Annotated in this window: 18 protein-coding genes and 1 pseudogene; 3 read left to right on the top strand and 16 right to left on the bottom strand. The window is 63.3% G+C overall.

The genetic code is table 11. The features are described 5' to 3' along the window. Positions 1-164 precede the first annotated feature (164 nt). Positions 165-1142, top strand: a complete 978-nt coding sequence (locus NKL06_RS08635; protein WP_023692282.1) for a UDP-glucuronic acid decarboxylase family protein — start codon at positions 165-167, stop codon at positions 1140-1142. 223 nt (positions 1143-1365) lie between these two features. Beyond that, on the top strand, positions 1366-3327 hold the full coding sequence (locus NKL06_RS08640; RefSeq protein ID WP_023667814.1) for a 3-hydroxyacyl-CoA dehydrogenase NAD-binding domain-containing protein: 1962 nt from the start codon (positions 1366-1368) through the stop codon (positions 3325-3327). 7 nt (positions 3328-3334) lie between these two features. Here the strand turns inward: NKL06_RS08640 and NKL06_RS08645 are convergent, their stop codons facing one another. From NKL06_RS08645 to NKL06_RS08665, 5 genes are all read right to left on the bottom strand, one after another. Further along, complete coding sequence (locus tag NKL06_RS08645) at positions 3335-4606, bottom strand: cysteine desulfurase-like protein (protein ID WP_023692283.1); 1272 nt, start codon at positions 4604-4606, stop codon at positions 3335-3337. A 45-nt stretch (positions 4607-4651) separates the two neighbouring features. After that, positions 4652-5326 (bottom strand): amino acid ABC transporter permease, encoded by a 675-nt coding sequence (locus NKL06_RS08650; RefSeq protein ID WP_023667812.1) that lies wholly within the window; start codon positions 5324-5326, stop codon positions 4652-4654. Between the two features lie 150 nt (positions 5327-5476). Next, complete coding sequence (locus NKL06_RS08655; RefSeq protein WP_023692284.1) at positions 5477-6274, bottom strand: ABC transporter substrate-binding protein; 798 nt, start codon at positions 6272-6274, stop codon at positions 5477-5479. A 76-nt stretch (positions 6275-6350) separates the two neighbouring features. After that, on the bottom strand, positions 6351-7550 hold the full coding sequence (locus NKL06_RS08660; RefSeq protein ID WP_023692285.1) for a pyridoxal phosphate-dependent aminotransferase: 1200 nt from the start codon (positions 7548-7550) through the stop codon (positions 6351-6353). Positions 7551-7707: 157 nt separating this feature from the next. Further along, the gene (locus NKL06_RS08665; RefSeq protein ID WP_023692286.1) at positions 7708-8469 is read right to left on the bottom strand and encodes an HpcH/HpaI aldolase family protein; all 762 of its coding nucleotides are present in this window, start codon (positions 8467-8469) and stop codon (positions 7708-7710) included. A 120-nt stretch (positions 8470-8589) separates the two neighbouring features. On the opposite strand from NKL06_RS08665, the gene NKL06_RS08670 reads away from it, so the two are divergent. After that, positions 8590-9681: an LLM class flavin-dependent oxidoreductase gene (locus NKL06_RS08670; RefSeq protein ID WP_352581186.1), complete on the top strand. Its 1092-nt coding sequence runs from the start codon at positions 8590-8592 to the stop codon at positions 9679-9681. Positions 9682-9704: 23 nt separating this feature from the next. Here the strand turns inward: NKL06_RS08670 and NKL06_RS08675 are convergent, their stop codons facing one another. From NKL06_RS08675 to NKL06_RS08725, 11 genes and pseudogenes are all read right to left on the bottom strand, one after another. Continuing rightward, a complete protein-coding gene (locus NKL06_RS08675; protein WP_023667806.1) occupies positions 9705-10100 on the bottom strand; it encodes a RidA family protein in 396 nt (131 codons plus the stop codon). A gap of 57 nt (positions 10101-10157) precedes the next feature. Next, positions 10158-11306, bottom strand: a complete 1149-nt coding sequence (locus tag NKL06_RS08680; RefSeq protein WP_023692287.1) for an acyl-CoA dehydrogenase family protein — start codon at positions 11304-11306, stop codon at positions 10158-10160. Then, on the bottom strand, positions 11306-12118 hold the full coding sequence (locus NKL06_RS08685) for an enoyl-CoA hydratase family protein (protein WP_023692288.1): 813 nt from the start codon (positions 12116-12118) through the stop codon (positions 11306-11308). Before NKL06_RS08685 ends, NKL06_RS08680 begins: the two co-directional genes overlap by 1 nt. Continuing rightward, positions 12115-12585 carry a MarR family winged helix-turn-helix transcriptional regulator gene (locus tag NKL06_RS08690; protein WP_023667803.1) on the bottom strand — a complete coding sequence of 157 codons (471 nt, stop codon included), beginning with the start codon at positions 12583-12585 and terminating at the stop codon, positions 12115-12117. The genes NKL06_RS08685 and NKL06_RS08690 overlap by 4 nt, the downstream gene beginning before the upstream one ends. After that, the gene (locus tag NKL06_RS08695; RefSeq protein ID WP_023692289.1) at positions 12579-13352 is read right to left on the bottom strand and encodes an SDR family NAD(P)-dependent oxidoreductase; all 774 of its coding nucleotides are present in this window, start codon (positions 13350-13352) and stop codon (positions 12579-12581) included. The genes NKL06_RS08690 and NKL06_RS08695 overlap by 7 nt, the downstream gene beginning before the upstream one ends. Next, positions 13349-15643 carry a bifunctional salicylyl-CoA 5-hydroxylase/oxidoreductase gene (locus tag NKL06_RS08700; protein ID WP_023692290.1) on the bottom strand — a complete coding sequence of 765 codons (2295 nt, stop codon included), beginning with the start codon at positions 15641-15643 and terminating at the stop codon, positions 13349-13351. The genes NKL06_RS08695 and NKL06_RS08700 overlap by 4 nt, the downstream gene beginning before the upstream one ends. A gap of 142 nt (positions 15644-15785) precedes the next feature. Further along, positions 15786-16385 carry a VOC family protein gene (locus NKL06_RS08705; protein ID WP_023692291.1) on the bottom strand — a complete coding sequence of 200 codons (600 nt, stop codon included), beginning with the start codon at positions 16383-16385 and terminating at the stop codon, positions 15786-15788. A gap of 77 nt (positions 16386-16462) precedes the next feature. Continuing rightward, complete coding sequence (locus NKL06_RS08710) at positions 16463-17293, bottom strand: ATP-binding cassette domain-containing protein (RefSeq protein ID WP_023692292.1); 831 nt, start codon at positions 17291-17293, stop codon at positions 16463-16465. After that, a complete protein-coding gene (locus NKL06_RS08715; protein WP_023686914.1) occupies positions 17286-18164 on the bottom strand; it encodes an ABC transporter ATP-binding protein in 879 nt (292 codons plus the stop codon). The genes NKL06_RS08710 and NKL06_RS08715 overlap by 8 nt, the downstream gene beginning before the upstream one ends. Then, positions 18161-19007: pseudogene (locus tag NKL06_RS08720) on the bottom strand (ABC transporter permease). The gene NKL06_RS08715 and the pseudogene NKL06_RS08720 overlap by 4 nt, the downstream one beginning before the upstream one ends. After that, on the bottom strand, positions 19000-20007 hold the full coding sequence (locus tag NKL06_RS08725) for an ABC transporter permease (protein ID WP_023692293.1): 1008 nt from the start codon (positions 20005-20007) through the stop codon (positions 19000-19002). The pseudogene NKL06_RS08720 and the gene NKL06_RS08725 overlap by 8 nt, the downstream one beginning before the upstream one ends. Positions 20008-20158 lie beyond the last annotated feature (151 nt).

Consider the following 20158-nt stretch of genomic DNA (forward strand, 5'->3'; position numbering starts at 1 on the left):
AATCGTGCCTTCTGATCAAACCAAATGCCCGGATCGGAATTCGCATCGGCACCGAGCGGATCTGCGAAATTTCAGTTTGGTCCTTGTGCATTGGCTGCGGACACGTCGTATCCTGCGTGTGGCGACCGATATCTGGTCGATCAGCATTTGCCTGGGAGCAGAAATTGGCAAGACTCTATGACAGCCGCAGACGCATTCTCGTTACCGGGGGCGCAGGGTTTATCGGCTCGCATCTTATTGACCGCCTGTTGGAACGAGGCGACGAAATCTTGTGTGTCGACAACCTTTTCACCGGATCAAAGCGCAATATCGACCATTTGGCCAAGCATCCCCGCTTCGAATTCATGCGCCATGACGTGACCTTTCCGCTCTACGTCGAAGTCGATGAGATTTACAACCTGGCGTGTCCGGCCTCGCCTGTTCACTACCAGTACGACCCGGTTCAGACGATCAAGACCGCCGTGCACGGCGCCATCAATGTTCTTGGACTGGCAAAGCGGCTGAAATGCAAAGTCTTTCAGGCCTCCACCAGTGAGGTCTATGGTGACGCGTCTGTGCATCCGCAGCCCGAGAGTTACTGGGGCAATGTAAACCCGATCGGGCCGCGCTCATGCTACGATGAAGGCAAACGCTGCGCCGAAACGCTGTTCTTCGACTATCACCGACAACATGGCTTGTGGGTCAAGGTCGCGCGGATTTTCAATACGTTCGGGCCGCGCATGCACCCGGCAGACGGCAGGGTTGTCTCAAATTTCATCGTGCAGGCGCTTCGTGGTGAACCGATAACCATTTTCGGCGACGGCTCACAGACAAGGTCGTTTTGCTACGTCGACGACCTGGTGAGCGGCATGCTGCGCCTCATGGATACGGGGCCGGAGGTGACCGGTCCAGTAAACATCGGCAATCCAAGGGAAGTAAAGATCAGGCGCTTGGCCGAACTGACGACGCAGATGACCGGATCAGGTTCGGATATAATTTACGGCGATCTTCCGCAAGACGATCCGCGGCACCGCCAGCCCGATATCACCCTTGCCAAAAGGCTTGTCGGCTGGGAGCCGACGGTGACTTTGGAAGCCGGGCTGCAACAGACGATCGACTATTTCAAAGCCCTGCTGCCGAAGGTTTCCACAAACTCGCCTTGACCCGGCACCGCAGTGCAACCGTCAAGTCTGACCGATCACCGTCGTGGTAGCGACGCCTTTTGCAGTCGACTCCGGTAGGCTTGAAGTTTTTCGAATTCTAATTATTTTAAGCTTGAAATTATTTTGAAGATCCATGGCGCTTCATCCGTCCGAGCCGGGACACCGGCATTTGGCGGAGAGCGAAGGAGGAGGAAGATTTGCCGTCGTTCCGGGATAAAACTCCATGAACACAGCACGATTTTCCGAGAGTGTCACAGGCAAGATCGTCGATGGCGTTCTCGTCGTCACGATCGAAAATCCGCCGGTCAACGCGCTGTCCTTCCATGTCAGGGCCGGACTGATGGCTGCGCTTGGGCGTGCGGCGTCGGATGAAGTGTCTGCCGTGGTGCTGACCGCCATTGGGCGCACCTTCATCGGTGGCGCCGATATCAAGGAATTCGGCAAGCCCGCTGTCTCGCCCACACTGCCTGACGTGATCGAAGCGATCGAGAGCTTCGCCAAACCGATCGTGGCGGCAGCAGGCGGCGCGGCGCTCGGCGGCGGCTGCGAGATTGCGCTGGCCTGCCACTACCGGGTGGCCAGCAAGGCGGCCAGCTTCAGCCTGCCCGAGGTCAAGCTCGGGTTAGTGCCTGGGGCCGGCGGAACCCAACGCCTGCCCCGCCTCATCGGCACGGTCGCCGCAATTGACCTGATCGGCACGGGTCGGCCCGCAAATGCCGACGAAGCGCTCGCTCTCGGTCTGATCGATACCATTGCCGACGATCTTCCCGAAGGCGCGCTCGACGTCGCCCGCCATCTCGTCGGCCAACCGCTGCGGCCCACGGGCGCGCTTTCCGTCCCGCGCTCGCAACCTGAGGCCGACGCGGCAGCCGCAAAGAAGGTGCTTTCCCGCAGCCGTGGACAGATCGCGCCTGCAGAAGCCGTGAGACTGGTCCGGGCTGCGTCCACGGCCAAACTTGAGGACGGTCTTGCGGACGAACGCGCGACCTTCCTGCGCCTCCGGGATTCTCGCGAAGCGGCAGCGTTGCGCCACGTCTTCTTTGCCGAGAGGCAAGCCAGCAAAGTCGACAGGCTGGAGGGTGTCACGCCTCGCAAGGTCGAGACCGTCGGTATCGTCGGAACCGGCCTGATGGGTGCAGGCATCGCGGTCTCGGCCTTGAATGCCGGCTATGGCGTAATCGGCGTCGAGCAGACGGACGACGCCGCGGCAAAAGGATACGCGCGTATCGCCGGCCTTCTCGACAAGTCAGTCCAATCCGGCCGTCTCACCGATCATGCGCGCAGGGAGGCGCTGAGCCGGTTTGAAGCGGCCAGCGAAGCCGACAGGCTGGCGCAGGCCGATCTGGTCATCGAGGCGGTGTTCGACGATCTCGCGGTAAAAACCGACCTCTTCCGGACGCTTGATCGCATCGTCCGCCCGGACGCCATCCTTGCGACCAACACCAGCTACCTCAACCCCAACGAGATCGCCTCGGCAACCGCCAGGCCCGAGCGGATCGTCGGCCTGCATTTTTTCTCGCCGGCCAACGTCATGCGGCTCACCGAAGTGGTGGATTGCGCGGCGACGGCGCCCGACGTGCTCGCCTCGGCTATCGCCTTCGTCAGAAAGCTCGGCAAGCTGCCTGTCGTGTGCGGCGTTACCGAGGGTTTCATCGGCAACCGCATCTATTCCGCCTACCGCCGCGAGGCGGAGTTCATGGTGGAGGATGGCGCAGCACCCGATGAGGTGGATGCCGCGCTGGAGGCCTGGGGCTTCCCGATGGGGATCTTCGCGGTCAACGATATGGCTGGGCTGGAGATAGCCTGGGCGCGGCGCAAGCGACAGGCGGCGATGCGCGATCCGCAAGCACGTTATGTCGAAATCGCCGACCGGCTGTGCGAGGCCGGCCGCTTCGGCCGCAAGACCGGGCGCGGCTGGTACGATTATTCGGACGGCGAACGCAGGAGCGACCCGCAAGTAACGGCGCTGATCGAGGCCGTGCGAGCGGCCAACGGCATCGTGCCGCGCCGCTTTTCGTCCGATGAGATCGTCACGCGCTTACTGGCGGCAATGGCCGAAGAGGGCAAGGCATTACTCGCCGAAGGCATCGCGGCGCGTGCCTCCGACATCGATCTGGTGATGATCAACGGCTATGGCTTCCCGGCCCACAAGGGCGGGCCGATGTTCCGCGCCGGAGAGGTTTAAGGACCAGCTACGACAGCCTTGCGATGACGGCGCGCAGTGCCTCGCCGAAACGCCTGACCTCGTCGACCGTGTTGTAATGGACCAGCGAGGCGCGGATGGCGCCGCTGTCCATCGACAGGTTGAGACGCTTCATCAGCCGGGGCGCATACATATGGCCGTCGCGGATGCCGATCTGCATGTCAGCCATTTCCTCGACGATCCGCTGCGGCGACAGCTTGCCGATGTTGAAGCAGAATGTCGGCACGCGTTCGTTGATGCGGGCTTCCTCGGCGACGCCGTAGATCGTGGCATTGCATCCCTTGAGCACGGCGAGCATCTCGCGCGCCAGGAGCATTTCATAGTCGCGGATGGCGCCCATGCCGGCAACGATGTTGTCGCGCCGCGAGCGGTTGTTGGAGGGCGCCAGATTGCGGCCGATCAGTTCCAGGTACTGCACCGCGGCATCCATGCCTGAGACGTTCTCGTAGATGAAGGTGCCGGCCTCGACCTTGTAAGGCGGCTCGTCGGGGATGAAATCCTCGCGGAAGGTCGGCAGCCGCTTCAGCGTTTCGAAGCGGCCCCACAGAAAGCCCATATGCGGCGAGAAATTCTTGTAGCCGGAGCAGACGAGATAATCGCAGTCCCAGGCCTGCACGTCGATCAGCCCGTGCGGTCCGTAATGCACGCAGTCAAGGAACACTTCGGCGCCGGCCGCATGCGCGATCGCGGCCACGGAAGCGACATCAACGATCGAACCGATCGAGTGCGCCGTCACCGTGCAGGCGACGAGACGGGTGCGCTCAGAAACCAGCGGCTTGAGGTCGTCGACATGCAGGTTGCCGTCCTCGCGCATGCGCCACCACTTGAACTTGGCTCCGGCGGATTCCAGCGCCAGCCACGTCGCGATGTTGGCGTCGTGGTCCATATCGGTGATGACGATCTCGTCGCGCTCTGTGTCCTTGGCCAGCATCTGGCCGATGCCGAGGCTGACCAAGCGGATGAATGAGGTGGCGTTCATGCCGAAGCAGATTTCCGACGGACTGTAGGCGTTGATCAGCAAGGCCACGCTCTCGCGCGCATTGGCGACCGATTGGTCGACCGCGACGCTGCGGCCGTAACGTCCGCCGCGCTGCACATTGTGCGAGACCAGGTGGTTGGTCACCGCATCGAGCACGCTCTGCGGGATCTGCGCGCCGGCGGCGTTGTCCATGAAGATGAAATCACCGGCGCGCTGCAAGGCCGGAAACATGGCGCGGATGGTGTCGACCGGAAAGCCGCCGGCGGCTTGGGAATTGCTCAACTGTATCTCCTGCGAATGGCTTGGGAAGCGGGACGGTTGATGAGGTCAGCGCGTCTTCTCGGTCTTGAAGCGGTCTTCGAGCAGGCTGACGAGGCGGACCATGGGCCAGAGGAAGATGAGATAGACCAAAGCGGCGCCGATCAGCGGCGAGGGATTGGCATAGAGCGATTGCGCGTTGGTCGCTTCCTTCAACAGTTCAGGCAGCGCAACGGTGGAAGCGAGCGACGTGTCCTTGAACATCGAAACGCAATTGCTGGTCATCGGCGGGATGACCACGCGGATCGCCTGCGGCAGCACCACCTTGCGCAAGGTCAAAAGGAAAGGCAGGCCGAGCGCCTGTGCTGCCTCGAATTGGCCTTTCGGAATGCTCTCAATGCCGGAGCGGAACACTTCTGCTGAATAGGCCGACATGATGATGGCGAACGCCGTCACGGCGGAGGCCCAGGACGACAGACGGATGCCGAGGAAGGGCAGCGCATAGTAGATCAGGATCAGCACCACCAGCACCGGCAGGGCCCGGAAGATGTCGGTGTAGCCGACCGCCAGCCAGCGCAGCGGCTTCGGCGCATAGAGCCGCAACAGGCTGATCCCCAGGCCGATGGGAATGCCGATGCCGATACTCAAAATGCCGAGCAGCAGCGTGTTCAGGAAGCCACGCAACAGCGCCGGCAGGCTGGACATGATCACGTCAGGATTGAAGAAGGTGTCGATCAGCGACATGGGAGCGTTCCCGAACCCCAGAGCAAAGGATGCTCAAGTTAAAACCAATCGACCTTGCCTCCGATGAGGCTATCCGTGTGGCAGCAGGCGCCGGAGCGTGAAATGAATCGTGCCGGCCTGGGAGCCGGCACGATTTAAGTGCATTGCCGGTCAGGCCTTGGGCAGCGGCCTTTCCTTGACCGTCGAGGAATCGGCTGGCGCGTCGCTGCCGAACCACTTCTTGTGGATCGCGGCCAGCGTTCCGTCCTTCTTCATCGCGGTCAGCGCGTCGTTCAGCTTGCCGAGCAGCGGATGGTCCTTGCTCATCATCAGGCCGTACTGTTCGCCGGTCTTGATGCGCTGCTTGACCTTCAGGTCCTTCATCTTGGTGAAGGAGTATTCCATGCCCGGAATATCGCTGACGGCGGCGTCCACGCGGCCCGCGCTGAGGTCGAGCAGAAGATTCTGCTGCGTGTCATAGCCCTTCACGTCGCTGTAGCCGTCAGCCTCCTGATGCGCCTTGACCCAGGTCTCGCCGGTCGAGCCTGAAAGCACGCCGACGATCTTGCCCTTGAGGTCGGCCTCGGTGTTAACAGCGCTATCGGTCTTCGTCGCAATGCCCATGTCGGAGTCATAATAGGGCTGGGTGAAGGACAGCGTTTTCAGTCGCTCCGGCGTGATGGTGATCGAGGAGATCGCGACATCGATGCGGTTGGAACTGACAGCCGCGAACAGCGCCTGGAAGCCGAGGTCGGCAATGTCGGTGGTCATGCCGGCACGCTTGGCCGCTTCGTTGACGATGTCGACTTCAAAGCCCTCGAAAGTGCCGCTCTCGTTCTTGTATTCGAAGGGCGGATTGGTCGGGTAGGCGCCGACATTGAGCACATCGGCGGCAAAGGCGGTGGCCGGGCCGGCAGCGATGCCGATCGTGGCGGCGAGAAGAAGCAGGTTGCGACGAGTGAAGCTCATTTTGTGTTCCCTCTGGTTGTGATCGGGCGGGTTTGCTCCCGCACGGTTTGTTGCCGTCCCACCTCCCAGCGGGGCGTCAATTCATGGCGGCGACCATGCGCTCGAGCGCGGTCGCCATCTGGTCGCGTTCACGGCACACGCACATCCGCAGGAAGGCCGCTGCCGAATTTCCAAAGAGGTGGCCGGGAGCCAGCCCGACGCGCGCCGTCTCCAGTATCCTGGCGCAGGCCTGCCGGGCGTCGCTTTCGCCGTCCATGGCAAAGAAGGCATACATGCCTCCGCGCGGTTTCGTCGGCAGGATGATGCCGGGAATCTGGGCCAGCCTGTCATAGGCAAGGTCGAGGCCGGTTTTGATCCGCTGCCTGATCTCCTCGACCAGCGGCTCGCCTTGGCGGATGGCGGCGACAGCGCCTGCCTGGATAGGCGCGGCGGTGCCGCTGTTGATGTACTGCGTCATGGCGCCAAGCTGGTCGGCCACCCCCGACGGATGCGTCAGCCAGCCGATGCGCCAGCCGGTCATCGCCCACGCCTTCGAAAAACTGTTGACCGACAGCACCCGGTCGCCATCCTCGGCGATCTGCAGGATGGAAGGAGCAACATTGCCGTCGAAATAGAGCCGGCCATAGACCTCGTCGGAGATGATCCAGATGCCGGTGCGCCGGCTGAAGTCGAGCAGCGCCTGCATCTCCTCGCGCGACGCGGTCCAGCCGGTCGGGTTGGACGGCGTCGACAGGAAGATCGCGCGTGTGCGCGCATCGCAAGTGGCGAACAGCCGGTCGAGATCGAGATGCCAGTCGCCCTTGAAGTCGAGCGAAAACGGCCTTGGCTCGCCGCCGATCAGATGGATGGCGTTGTGGATGTTGGGCCATTGCGGCGCGACATAGACGACGTTGCTGCCGGTATCGACCAGCAGTTCCAGCGCCAGGTACAGCGCCTGCATGCCGCCGGGCGTGACCGTGGTGCGCGCAATCGGGATCGTCCGGCCGTGAATGCGCGTTTGGTATTCCGACAGCGCCTCGTTCAGTAGGGGGTGCCCACGCATGTTAGGGACGTAGAACGTCTGGCCTTCATCGAAGGCGGCCTTCGCCGCGTCGCGGATGAAAGCGGGCGTCACCATGTCGCCTTCGCCGTACCAGAGCGCGATCACGTCGCCCAGTTCTCGGGCGCGCACGGCAAGGTTGGCAATGTTTTCGGTGTGCAGGTCACGGATCTGGGCACGTACGCCGTCGAAAGCATAACGCGCGCTGGACGATGACTGGGGCAGTATGAACGACAAGGACTGAAACCCCTCCCACCCGGAGCACCGCGACGGACTGCCCGGCAAGCCCCACCGGCACGACAGTCGCCATCGAGTTTGGATGCTATCCAATGTGCGGCGCTTTTCAAGGAAAAAGTTTTAAGCTTAAAAAGTTTTTGCCTGATCCCGCCCCGTCTCACCCCAGTTCGGCGCGCGCAGCGGTGCAGTTGGCCGCAGCGCCGGCGCCAAGAAACATGGTGTCGCTGGCCAGCACGAAGAAGCTCGCGCCGATAGCGGCCCACTGGCTGATCGTCTGTGGGCTGGCGCAATATAAGCCCGATGTCCTGCCGTGCGCGACGGTCGCGCGGATGATCCTTGTGATTGCCTCATTGAGCTTGTCCACGCCTTTCGGCCCGATCGCATCGATCGACACGGAGAGATCGCCGGGGCCGACGAAGACCACATCGATGCCGTCTATGGCCGCGATCGCCTCGATGTTGGCCAGCCCCTCCGATGTCTCGACCTGGACCGCGACGACGATCCTGTCGTTGGCCGCGGCTAGATATTCGGGGATGCGATAGCCATAGCCGGCCGCCCGGCCAGGCCCGACGCCCCGCTCGCCCAGCGGCGGATAGCGCGAGGCTTTCACCGCCGCCTCGGCCTGAGCAGCGGTCGAGACGCGCGGCACGAGCACGCCTTGTGCGCCGCTGTCGAGCGCCGCCTGGATAGCTTCCGGCGCATGACCGGGAACACGCACCATGGCCGGCACGCGATGCACGTCGGCCGCCCGCACCATGGTTTCGATCGTGTCCCGCGCGATCTGAGCATGTTCCCAGTCGATGCAGAGGAAGTCGAGGCCGGCGAGCGCCATCACTTCGACGGCGACGGGATGGGGAATAGCGGCGAAGGAGCCGACGAGATTGGTCTTGCCGATGCACTTCTGACGGAACGCGCTCATATCCATCCCCTTTTCCCCTCCAAATTCATATCCGCAATCGGCGGCGAGGCGAAGCTATTTCAGGCTTGAAATATTTTTGCGCGGGCCTAGCGTGTCGGTCTCCCGCCACGAGTTCCCATGATGATCAAAACGCATCCCCTGCACGGCTCGAACAAACTGAAGCTCGGCGTCTTTTCGACCAATGCCGATGGCGGTCTGGCCATCACCGATGTGCCGGAACGCTGGACGGCAAGCTGGCAGGACAATCTGACGGCGGCGCAGATCGCCGACCGCGCCGGGCTGGAATTTATGCTTCCGATCGCGCGCTGGCGTGGCTTTGGCGGCCGCAACAAGGTGCGCGAATGGTCGTTCGAGACCTTCACCTGGGCAGCAGCTCTGGCGGTGGCCACCGAGCAGATCGGCCTGTTCATGACCGTGCATGTGCCGCTGGTGCATCCGCTCTATGCCGCCAAGGCGCTGGCAACTGTCGACCATATCAGCCAGGGCCGCGCCGGCTTGAACATCGTCTGCGGCTGGAACCCGAAGGAATTCGGCATGTTCGGCACGCCTTTGGTCGAGAAGGGCTACGACCAGGCCGCCGAATGGATCGAAATCCTGGAAAAGCTCTACGCCTCGGACCAGCCTCTGGACTATGAAGGCACCTACTATCGCCTCAAGGAGGCGGTGAGCCGGCCGGCGAGCCTGCAGGTTCCACGCCCGGTGACCATGAACGCTGCTTTCGGTGGCCCGGGCCGGGATTTCGCCGCCGCCCGATGCGATTATCTGTTCACGACCTTTTCGGAAATGAGCGATGCCGGCAAGCATGTCGCCGACATCAGCGAGCGGGCCGACAAGGTTGGCCGCAACGTCGGCGTCTACACGGTGGCGCATGTCGTCTGCCGTCCAACCATGGAAGAGGCGCAGGCCTACTACACGCGCTATGCCGTCGATCTGGTCGACCACGATGCGGTCGATGCTCATATGGCAGGCAAGAAGGAGTTCTCGCAGTCGCATGACCCGCATGCCTATGACCGCTACCGGCAGCGTTTCGCCGGCGGCGCCGGCACCTACCCGCTGGTTGGAACGCCGGAAACGATTGCCGCCGAGATGGCGGCAATAGCCGGGCATGGCTACCAGGGCATCGCGCTATCCTTCGTCAACTACACCAGGGAACTGCCCTATTTCTGCGACCATGTGCTGCCGCTGCTCAGGCAGGCGGGGCTGCGCGGCTGATCAATCCGGGAATAACGAATTCGTTAATCCGGAATGACGGCGGTTGCCTGAATTTCGATCTTGGCGCGATCTTCCACCAGCGCCACCACCTGCATGGCGGCCATGGCCGGAAAATGCCGGCCGATCACCTCGCGATAGGCCTCGCCTATACCCTTGAGATTGCCGAGATATTCGGCCTTGTCGGTGAAATACCAGGTCATCGCGGTGATGTGCCGTGGCTCCGCGCCGGCCTCCGCCAGCACGGCGACGATGTTCTGCAGCGTCTGCCGCACCTGGCCGGCGAAATCGTCGGTCTCGAACTGGCACTGCCCGTTCCAGCCGACCTGTCCGCCGACGAAGACGAGCCTGCCGCGCGCGGCAATGCCGTTGGCGTAGCCGACCGGTTTCGCCCAGCCCTCCGGCTGCAGGATCTCGTGCATTTTTCAAGCCTCCCCGGTATTCTTAAAAACCAAATCTCAAAATCAAATACGTCGCTGTCAGGCCGCGCCCATCACCTGCCGTGCGATCACCACCTTCTGCACATCGGATGCGCCCTCGTAGATGCGCAGCGCGCGGATCTCGCGATAGAGGCTCTCGACGATGTGGCCCTTGCGGACGCCGTCGCCGCCATGCAGTTGCACAGCCTTGTCGATCACCTCTTGCGCCTTGTCGGTGGCGAACAGCTTAGCCATCGCCGCCTCGCGGGTGACACGCGCCGCGCCCATGTCCTTGGTCCAGGCAGCGCGGTAGACCAGCAGCGCCGCGGCATCGACGTCCAGCGCCATGTCGGCGATATGGCCTTGCACCATCTGCAGCTCTGCCATCGGAGCGCCGAAGAGTTTGCGCTCGGCCACCCTGCTGATGCTTTCGTCCAGCGCCCGGCGGGCAAAGCCGAGTGCCGCCGCGCCGACCGTCGAGCGGAACACGTCAAGCACCGACATGGCGATGCGGAAGCCGTCTCCCGGTTTGCCGATCAGCGCCGAGGCCGACACCCGGACCTGATCGAAGGAAAGCCGCGCCAGCGGATGCGGCGCGATCACTTCAAGGCGCTCGGCGATGCCAAGCCCCTTGGTATCAGCGGGTACGAGAAAGGCGGAAAGTCCCTTGGCACCCGGTGCCTCGGCGGTGCGGGCAAAGACGACGTAGAGATCGGCAATGCCGCCATTGGAAATCCAGGTCTTCTCGCCGCTGAGGATATAGAAGTCGCCATCGCGGCTCGCCATCATTTCGGTGTTGGCGACATCCGACCCGGAGCGTGGCTCCGAAAGCGCGAAGGCGGAAATCGTCTTGCCGGCCCTGGTCTTTGCCAGCCATTGCTGCTGGTCGGGCGTGCCGAACAGGCTGAGCGCGCCGGTGCCGAGCCCCTGCATGGCGAAGGCAAAGTCGGCCAGCCCGTCATGGCGCGCCAGCGTCTCGCGCGTGATGCACAAGGTGCGGACATCGAGCGGTCCCGGATTGTCGGTATCGAGCGCCGTCGGCTTCAGCCAGCCGTCGCGGCCAAGCTTGGCCACCAGTTCGCGGCAGGCGGCATCGACGTCATGGTGATCGACGGGCAGGTTCCTGGCGCACCAGGCATCAAGGCGTTCGGCGAGTTCGCGATGCCGGTCTTCGAAAAACGGCCAGTTGAGGAAACTCTTGTCAGCCATCAATTGCCCTCGAACACCGGTTTCTCCTTGGCTAGGAAGGCCTTGTAGGCGCGCTCGAAGTCCCGCGTCTGCATGCAGATCGCCTGCGCCTGCGCTTCCGCTTCGATCGCCTGGTCGAGGCCCATCGACCATTCCTGGTTGAGCTGCGTCTTGGTGATGCCGTGCGCGAAGGTCGGACCCGAGACGATGCGCGCCGCCATCTCGAGCGCGTCGGCCTCGAGCACTGCGGCATCGGCCAGCCTGTTGTAGAAGCCCCAGCGCTCGCCTTCCGCTGCCGTCATCGTGCGGCCGGTGTAGAGCAATTCGGCGGCACGGCCCTGGCCGATGATGCGCGGCAGGATCGCGCAGGCGCCCATGTCGCAGCCGGCAAGGCCGACGCGGGTGAACAGGAAAGCGGTCTTGGCCTCCGGCGTGGCGATGCGGATGTCGGCGCTCATGGCGATGATGGCGCCGGCGCCGACCGCGACACCGTCGACCGCCGCGATGATCGGCTTGCCGCAGTTGAGCATCGCCTTGACGAAATCGCCGGTCATGCGGGTGAAGGCGAGCAATTCCTTCATGTCCATCTTGACCAATGGGCCGATAATGTCGTGGACATCGCCGCCCGAGCAGAAATTGCCGCCATTGGGCAGGAACACCACGGCGTCGACGTCGTCGGCATAGACGAGATCGCGGAACGTGTCGCGCAGTTCCGCATAGCTGGCGAAGGTCAGCGGATTCTTGCGCTCCGGCCGGTCGAGCCGCACCCTGGCGATCCTGCCTTCGACTTCCCAAAGGAAGTGCTTCGGCTTGAGGCCGGCCATCGAACTCATTCGCGTCCCTCCCAGTTGCTGCGGAACGAGGTCAGCATGCCGGTCAGCCGGCGCGCATCCTCCTCGCTGACCTTGGCCAGCAATTCTCCGATCCAACCCTCATGCGCCGCGGCCATTGCGGCAAAAGATTTGGAACCCTCGTCGGTCAGTCGCACCATGGATGTGCGGCGATCGCCATTGCGGCGCGCGCGCGCGACCACCCCTTCCGAAACCAGCCGGTCGACAATGCCGGTGACATTGCCGTTGGATACCAGCAGGAAGCGCGACAGATCGCTCATCAGCATGCCTTCCGGCGCGCGGTAGAGGGCGGCCATGACGTCGAAACGCGGCAGTGTCGTATCGAATTCCTTCTTCAGGCGCTCGCGCAGCTCGGCCTCGATCGTGCGCGAGGCGCGCAGCAGCCTGATCCAGAGACGCAGCCGGTCCTTGCCGGGTCCCGACGGCGCGGGCAATGGGCCGGCTACCATGTTTCGCCTCCTGAGATCGAAATCGCTTGTCCGGTAATCGACGCAGCCGCATCGCCACACAGCCAGAGCACCGCCGCGGCAACTTCCTGCGGCTGGATGAAACGGCCTTGCGGGTTGGTCGAGGCAAGGCTCGCCCGCGCCTGCTCGACTGAGCGGCCGGTCTTTTCGACGACGCGCTGAATGGAGTCCTCCAGCATGTCGGTCTCTACGAAGCCCGGGCAAACGGCGTTGACGGTCACGCCGGATTTCGCCGTCTCGGCCGCCAGTGCCCGCATCAGCCCGACCACCCCATGCTTGGCCGCCGCGTAGGGCGCGACATAGGCGTAGCCTTTCAGCCCTGCGGTCGAGGCAACGAAGACGATCCGGCCCGCCTTGCGCGCGGCCATGCCGGCCAGCGCCGGCTTCACCGTCAGGAAGGCGCCGGTCAAATTGACGTCGAGCGTGCGCTGCCAGTCGGCAAGCGAGGTCTTGTGCGCCGGCGTGCTGCCGGCCATGCCGGCATTGGCGACGACGATGTCGAACGGGCCGCGCACGGCTTCCGCTTGCGCGTAGAGCGAAATCATCGCCGCCTCATTTGTAACATCGGCTGACATGGCGTGGATGCGGTCGTTCTCTCCAGCCACCTTGGCAAGCTCGGCCTCGCGCCGCCCGCATATGGTCACCTCGATACCGGCTTCGGCCAGCACGAGCGCGATGGCCCGGCCGACGCCGGAACCGCCGCCGGTGACCAAAGCATGCTTGCCGGGGATCGCCGAGGCCGTCGTCATACTTTCAGCCCCGCCGCCGCATCGCGCTCGGCCAGCCGGTAGATCTGGTCGCGTCCGGGCAGATAGGGATCCGGCCATTTGACACCACGATCACCGAGCGTCACGGCGGCATGCAGCGTCCAGTAGGGATCGGCGAGATGCGGCCGTGCCAGGGCCACTAGGTCGGCGCGGCCGGCCATCAGGATCGAATTGACATGATCCGGCTCGTAGATGTTGCCGACCGCCATCGTCGCCATACCGACCTCGTTGCGGATGCGGTCCGAGAATGGTGTCTGGAACATTCGGCCATAGACAGGTTTAGCGGCAATCGAGGTCTGGCCTGCCGAGACGTCGCAGATGTCGACGCCGGCTTCGTGCAGCATCCGCGCGATCTCCACCGCATCGGCCGGCGTCACACCCTCGATGCCGACCCAATCATTGGCCGAAATGCGCACCGAAATCGGCTTTCGCGCCGGCCAGGCGGCGCGCACCGCATGGAAGATTTCCAGGGGATAGCGCATGCGATTTTCCAGCGAACCGCCATACTCATCCGTGCGCTGGTTGGTGACCGGCGTGATGAAGGACGACAGGAGATAGCCGTGCGCGGCGTGGATCTCCAGCATGTCGAAGCCGCAACGATCGGCCATTTCGGTGGAGGCCACGAACTGGTCGCGCACCAAATCCATATCGGCGCGGTCCATGGCTTTCGGCACCTGGTTTTGCGGCGACCATGCAATCGCCGAGGCCGCCATGACCGGCCAATTGCCCGAGGAGAGCGGCACGTCGGTGCCCTCCCAGCCGACACGGGTCGAGCCCTTGGCCCCGGAATGCCCGATCTGGGCGCAGATTTTAGCCTCGGTCTCGGTGTGGACGAAATCGACCAGCCGCTTCCACGCCACCTCATGTTCGGACGCATAGAAGCCGGGACAACCGGGCGTGATGCGTCCTTCCGGGCTGACGCAGGTCATCTCGATATAGACAAGCCCGGCGCCGCCCTTGGCACGCTCGGCATAGTGGGCGAAATGCCAGTCGGTCGGGCAGCCATCGACTGCCTTGTACTGCGCCATCGGCGAAACGACGATGCGGTTGTTGAGCTGCATGTCGCGCAGTTTGAACGGCGCGAACATCGGTGCCCGGCGTTGCCTGTTGCCGCCTGCCCCCGCCTGGCGCTGGAACCATTCCTCGGCGCTTTCAAGCCATTTGGCATCGCGCAACCGCAAATTCTCGTGGCTGATGCGCTGCGAGCGGGTCAGCAGCGAATAATTGAACTGTACCGGATCGAGGCCGAGATAGCGCTCGACCTCCTCGAACCACTCCAGCGAATTGCGCGCCGCCGACTGCAGCTTCAGCACCTCGGTGCGGCGCGCATCCTCATACTTGCGGAAGGCGGCGTCGAGGTCCGGTTCGGTTTTGACATATTCGGCCAGCGCCACCGCGCTTTCCAATGCGAGCTTGGTGCCGGAGCCGATCGAGAAATGTGCCGAGGCCGCCGCGTCGCCCATCAGAGCCAGGTTCTTGTAGGACCAGCGTTCGCACAGCACGCGCGGGAAATTGATCCAAGCCGAACCTCTGATGTGATTGGCATTGGTCATCAGCGCGTGGCCGCCGAGATGTTTCTCAAAGATGCGCTCGCAGACGGCGATGGATTCCTGCTGCGACATGGCGCCGAAGCCGAAGGCAGCCCAGGTCTGTTCGCTGCACTCGACAATGAAGGTCGCTGTCTCGCTGTCGAATTGATAGGCGTGCGCCCACACCCAGCCATGCTCGGTCTTCTCGAAGATGAAGGTGAAGGCGTCGTCGAATTTCTGGTTGGTGCCGAGCCAGACGAATTTGCATTTGCGGGTGTCGATGTCGGGCTTGAAGACTTCGACGAAGGTGTTGCGCGCCCTTGAGTTCAGCCCATCGGCGGCGACGACCAGATCATGCGTCTCCATATAGGGCTGAGGGTCGGCGATATCGCTCTCGAACATCAGCCTCACGCCAAGTTCGCGCGCGCGTCGCTGCAGCAGGATCAGAAGCCGCTTGCGGCCGATGCCACAGAAACCGTGGCCCGACGAGACCGTGCGCACGCCGTCATGGATGACGGCTATGTCGTCCCAATAGGCGAAATGCTTCTTGATCCAGACAGCGCTGACCGGGTCGTTTTTGGCAAGGTTGTCGAGTGTTTCGGCCGACAGCACGACGCCCCAGCCGAACGTATCGTCGGCTCGGTTACGCTCGAACACCGTGACCTCGTGAGCGGCGTCCCTCAGCTTCATTGAAATGGCAAAGTAGAGGCCGGCTGGTCCGCCACCGAGAACCGCAACCTTCATCCGTGCGATCTCCTCTTCGCTTGCTGCATCTCAAGTATCGCGCCGGAGATAAAATATTTCAAGCTTAAAGTTTCATGTTGGAAGCGATTGCTGGACACGGGTGGCGCGCCTGCGGGTTGGCCCCGCAAGCGCGCTCTGGAAATCACTTGTCCGGGTTCTTCGGGCTCCACAGCACAGTCTCGGCACCTTTCTCATAGGCCATCCCGTCGGGATAGCTGATCGCCTCCAGCTGCAGCCCCCATGGCGCCTGGAAATAGAGAATGGTCTGGCCGGCCGCCGGACCTTCCTTGACCGGCAGCGGCCCCATCCGCGTCTTCACGCCCTTGCCGTCGAGATAGGCTTTGGCCGCGGCGGCATCATCGACGTACAATGCAATGTGGAAGCCGCCGATATCGCTGTTCTTCGGCGTCAAATCCTTCTGGTCGGGCGCGGTGTATTTGAACAGCTCTATATTCGAGCCATAGCCGCAACGCACCATGGTGACCTGCTCGATGACAGCCTTCGGATCGACGCCCAGAAGATCCTGCATGAAGGTGCCCTTGTCATCGGCGAACGGACCGAACGACATCGCCTTCTTGCAGCCGACCACTTCGGTGAAGAAGTCGACCGCCTGCTTCATGTCGGGCACCGTGATCCCGGTGTGGTCGTGGCCGCGCATGCCGGGGATCGCATCGGCCGAAGCCGTTCCCATCGAGCAGAACAGGATCGCGGCAAGCATCGTGCCGCGGGCTGCGTAATTCATATTGCCCTCCGTTCGCGGGCTGATTTTGCCCTCATGCACGTCCGAAGCCCGCTGTTCGGCGTGGTGGGTGAACAGTCCTATGCCGGCGCTTTCGTTGCTGGCCGCAACCAGTCCGCGTCGATCTCAGGCAGTGGGATGGCGGCAAGTAGGTCGCGCGTGTAGGTCTCCCTGGGATTGTCGAACAGCGCATCGGTGGCGCTCGCCTCGACGATCCTGCCCTCGCGCATGACGATCACTTGTTGGCACAGCCGCCGGATGACCGACAGGTCGTGGCTGATGAAGGCGACCGTCAGCCCCATCTCCGCGGCCAGTCTCTCCAAAAGGGTGAGGATCTGCGCCTGCGTCGATACGTCGAGGCCGGAGACGATCTCGTCGGCCAGCACGAATTTCGGCGAAAGCGCCAACGCGCGCGCAATTCCGACGCGCTGGCGCTGCCCGCCCGACAGTTCATGACGATAGCGACTAGCGAAGCTTTGCGGCAGGCCGACGCGATGCAATGCCTCGGCGACGCGTTCCTTGAGCCTGTCGCCAAGCCCATTCTGCTTGAGCGGCGCGGCAATGATGCCGGCGATGGTGCGACGCGGGTTGAGCGACGACATCGGGTCCTGGAAGATCATCTGCAGGTCGCGGCGCAGAGGTCGCAGCTCCGCATCCGGCAGATGGGCGATATCGCGGCCCTCGAAATGGATGCTGCCGACGCTCGGCTCCAGAAGTCTGACAAGCGTGCGGCCGAGCGTCGATTTTCCGGACCCGGATTCACCGACGATGCCGGTCACCAAGCCCCTCGGCAAATTGAAATCCAGGCCTCTCAAAATCTCGGCCAGCGGCGCGCGCCCGATCAGCGGCTTGCGGGTCATGTCGGGCAGCGCCACCTTCAGCCCGCGCACGGAAAACAGCGGCTCAACCATGCGGCCCTCTCCACGCCTGGTCGGAGGCGGCGATCTCCGCAGCGAGTCCTGCCAGCACCGTCTCATCCACCGGCTTCAGCGAGGCAAAGGGATCCGTGTAGCGCGGCGTAGCGGCCATCAATGCCCGCGTATAGGGATGCTCAGGCGCGGCGAAGAGAGCGGCTGTGTCAGCCTCTTCCACCACCTTGCCGGCGTAGAGCACAGACACTTGCTGGCTGATCTTTGCAACGACGCCGAGATCGTGGGTGACGAACAGGATCGCGGTGCCATGCTCGCGCTGCAACTCGGCGATCAGTCGCAGGATCTGCTTTTGCACGGTAACGTCGAGCGCGGTTGTCGGCTCGTCGGCCACGATCAGCCGTGGCTCGGCGGCGAAGGCGGCGGCGATCAGCACGCGCTGGCGCATGCCGCCGGACAGCTCGTGCGGATAGCATTTCAGCACCCGGTCGGGATCGCGGATCTGCACCTCATCCAACAATTGCCGGATACGCTTGTCCGCCTTGTCACCGTTCCAGCCGAGAATGCGCACCAGCCGGTCAGTCATCTGCGGACCGATGCGGCGCGACGGGTTGAGCGCAGTCAACGGATCTTGCGGGATCAGCGCCGTGCGAGCGCCGATCAGCGTGCGCCTTGCCTTGGGCTGCAGCCTGCCGAGGTCTTCGCCTTCGAGCTGCATGGCGCCTTCGACGATGCGCACGCTTGACGGCAGCACACCGAGCACCGCCTTGCCGATCATCGTCTTGCCGGCGCCGCTCTCGCCAACAAGAGCACGCACCTCACCCGGCTGCACGGAGAGCGACACCGAGCGCAGCACGCGCTGGCCGTTCGGCAGCACGGCGCTCAGATTGGCAATATCCAGGCAAGCGCTCATCGCAGCACCGGATCGAAGCGTGTCTTCAGCGCCTCACCGAACTGGCTGAACGACAGCACGGTGAGGATCAGCGTGACAAGCGGAAACACCAGCACCCACCAGGCCTGATGGATCGACAGCCGGCCCTCGGCGATGATGCCGCCCCAGGTCGGATCGTCGGTCGAGATCGACAGATTGACGAAGGACAGGATGGCCTCCACGATGACGGCGACCCATCTCCAGCGACAGCAGTGCCACGATCGACGGCACCACATTGGGCAGCACCTCGCGCAGCATGATGCCGATGCGGCCATAGCCGGCGATGCGGGCGTTCTCGACATAGTCCATGCGCGACTGGCCCATCGCTTCGGCGCGGATCACCCGGCAAAAGCGTGTCCAGTCGATTATGACGATGGCGAGGATGACGGAACTGAGGCCGGTGCCGAGCACCGCGACCAGCAGGATGGCGAACAGCACCGGCGGGAATGCCATCCAGACGTCGACGATGCGTGAAATGATGCGGTCGGCCCAGCCGCCGAAATAGCCGGCGACCAGTCCGAGCGTCGAGCCGACAAGGCAGGCGGCGATCGCCGCCGCGAAAGCGACGATGAAGGCGATACGGCCGCCGAAGATCAGCCGGGAGAGGAGATCGCGGCCGAGGCTGTCGGTGCCCAGCCAATAGCCGGATTCCGCACCACTCATCCAGAATGGCGGCAGCCGTTCCAGCATCAGGTCTTGCGCCAGCGGGTCCTGCGGTGCGACCAGCGGCGCGAAGATCGCGGCCAGCAGCGCCAGCAGCAGCCAGCCGCCGGCCAGCCACAGCCTCGGGCCCAGTCCGCGCCGGGCGATGCGTGCCTCATCCATGGCGCAGCCTCGGATTGAGCAGCGCATACATCATGTCGACGCCTAGATTGATCAGCACGAACAGCAGCGCGAACACCAAAACAATGCCCTGGATCAGCGGCAGGTCGCGGTTGATGACGGCATCGATCGCCATGTTGCCGAGCCCTTCGTAGGAAAACAGCCGCTCGACGATGACCGTGCCGCCGACAAGGAAGGTGAACTGGACGCCGACGAGAGTCAGTGTCGGCAAGGCAGCGTTCTTCAGCGCCTCGCGCAGGATAACCTGCGTTTCCGAAAACCCCTTCACCCGCGCCAGCACGACATAGTCGAGGTCCAGCACTTCCTTCAGCGACTGTTTCAGCAACTGCGCGATGATTGCCGCCAGCGGCAATGCCAAGGCTACTGCCGGCATCAGCATGTGTTTCAGCAGATCCCAGGTCAGGTCGAAGCGCAGCCGAAGCAAGCTCTCGAAGAAATAGAACTGGGTGACGAAGGGCAGGTCGAGCTGCGGCGACACGCGGCCGGAAATGTCGAAGATCGGCACCAGCACGCCGAACAAAAGGATCAGCACGAGGCCCCACAGGAAATCGGGAATGGAAAGGGCGGCGCCGCTGGCGATATCGATGCCGGCTTCGACCGCCGTGCCGCGCTCGCGCGCGCCGAGGACCGCCGTCGTGCCGCCTAGCCCCATCGCCATGATCAGCGCAACGATGGCGAGTTCCAGCGTTGCCGGCAAGCGGTTGAAGACGAGGCTGAGCACATCTTGCCGGAGCGAAATCGAGGTACCGAAATCGCCCCTGACAACACCGGACAGCCAGATGAAGAATTGCTGCACGATGGTTTTGTCGAGCCCGTAAAGTGCACGCAGCCGGTCGATGTCGGCATTCGTCGCACCGGGCGGCAGCATCATGGCGATCGGGTCACCGGGCGCAACGCGGATCACGACGAAGACGACGACGGCCACGCCGAACAGCGTAATCAGCATCGTCAGCAGACGGATCAGGAATCGTTGCAGGAGCATTCTGGTGTAGGCCCAGTGCGTTTCTAACGAAGAGCCCCCTCATCCGTCCGCTTCGCGGCCACCTTCTCCCCGAGGGGAGAAGAGGTCACGGACGGCTGAGCTGGTCTCTTCTCCCCAGGGGGAGAAGGCGCCCGAAGGGGCCGGATGAGGG

It is taken from the genome of Mesorhizobium sp. C268A, assembly GCF_040324475.1.
Taxonomy (GTDB): Bacteria; Pseudomonadota; Alphaproteobacteria; order Rhizobiales; family Rhizobiaceae; genus Mesorhizobium.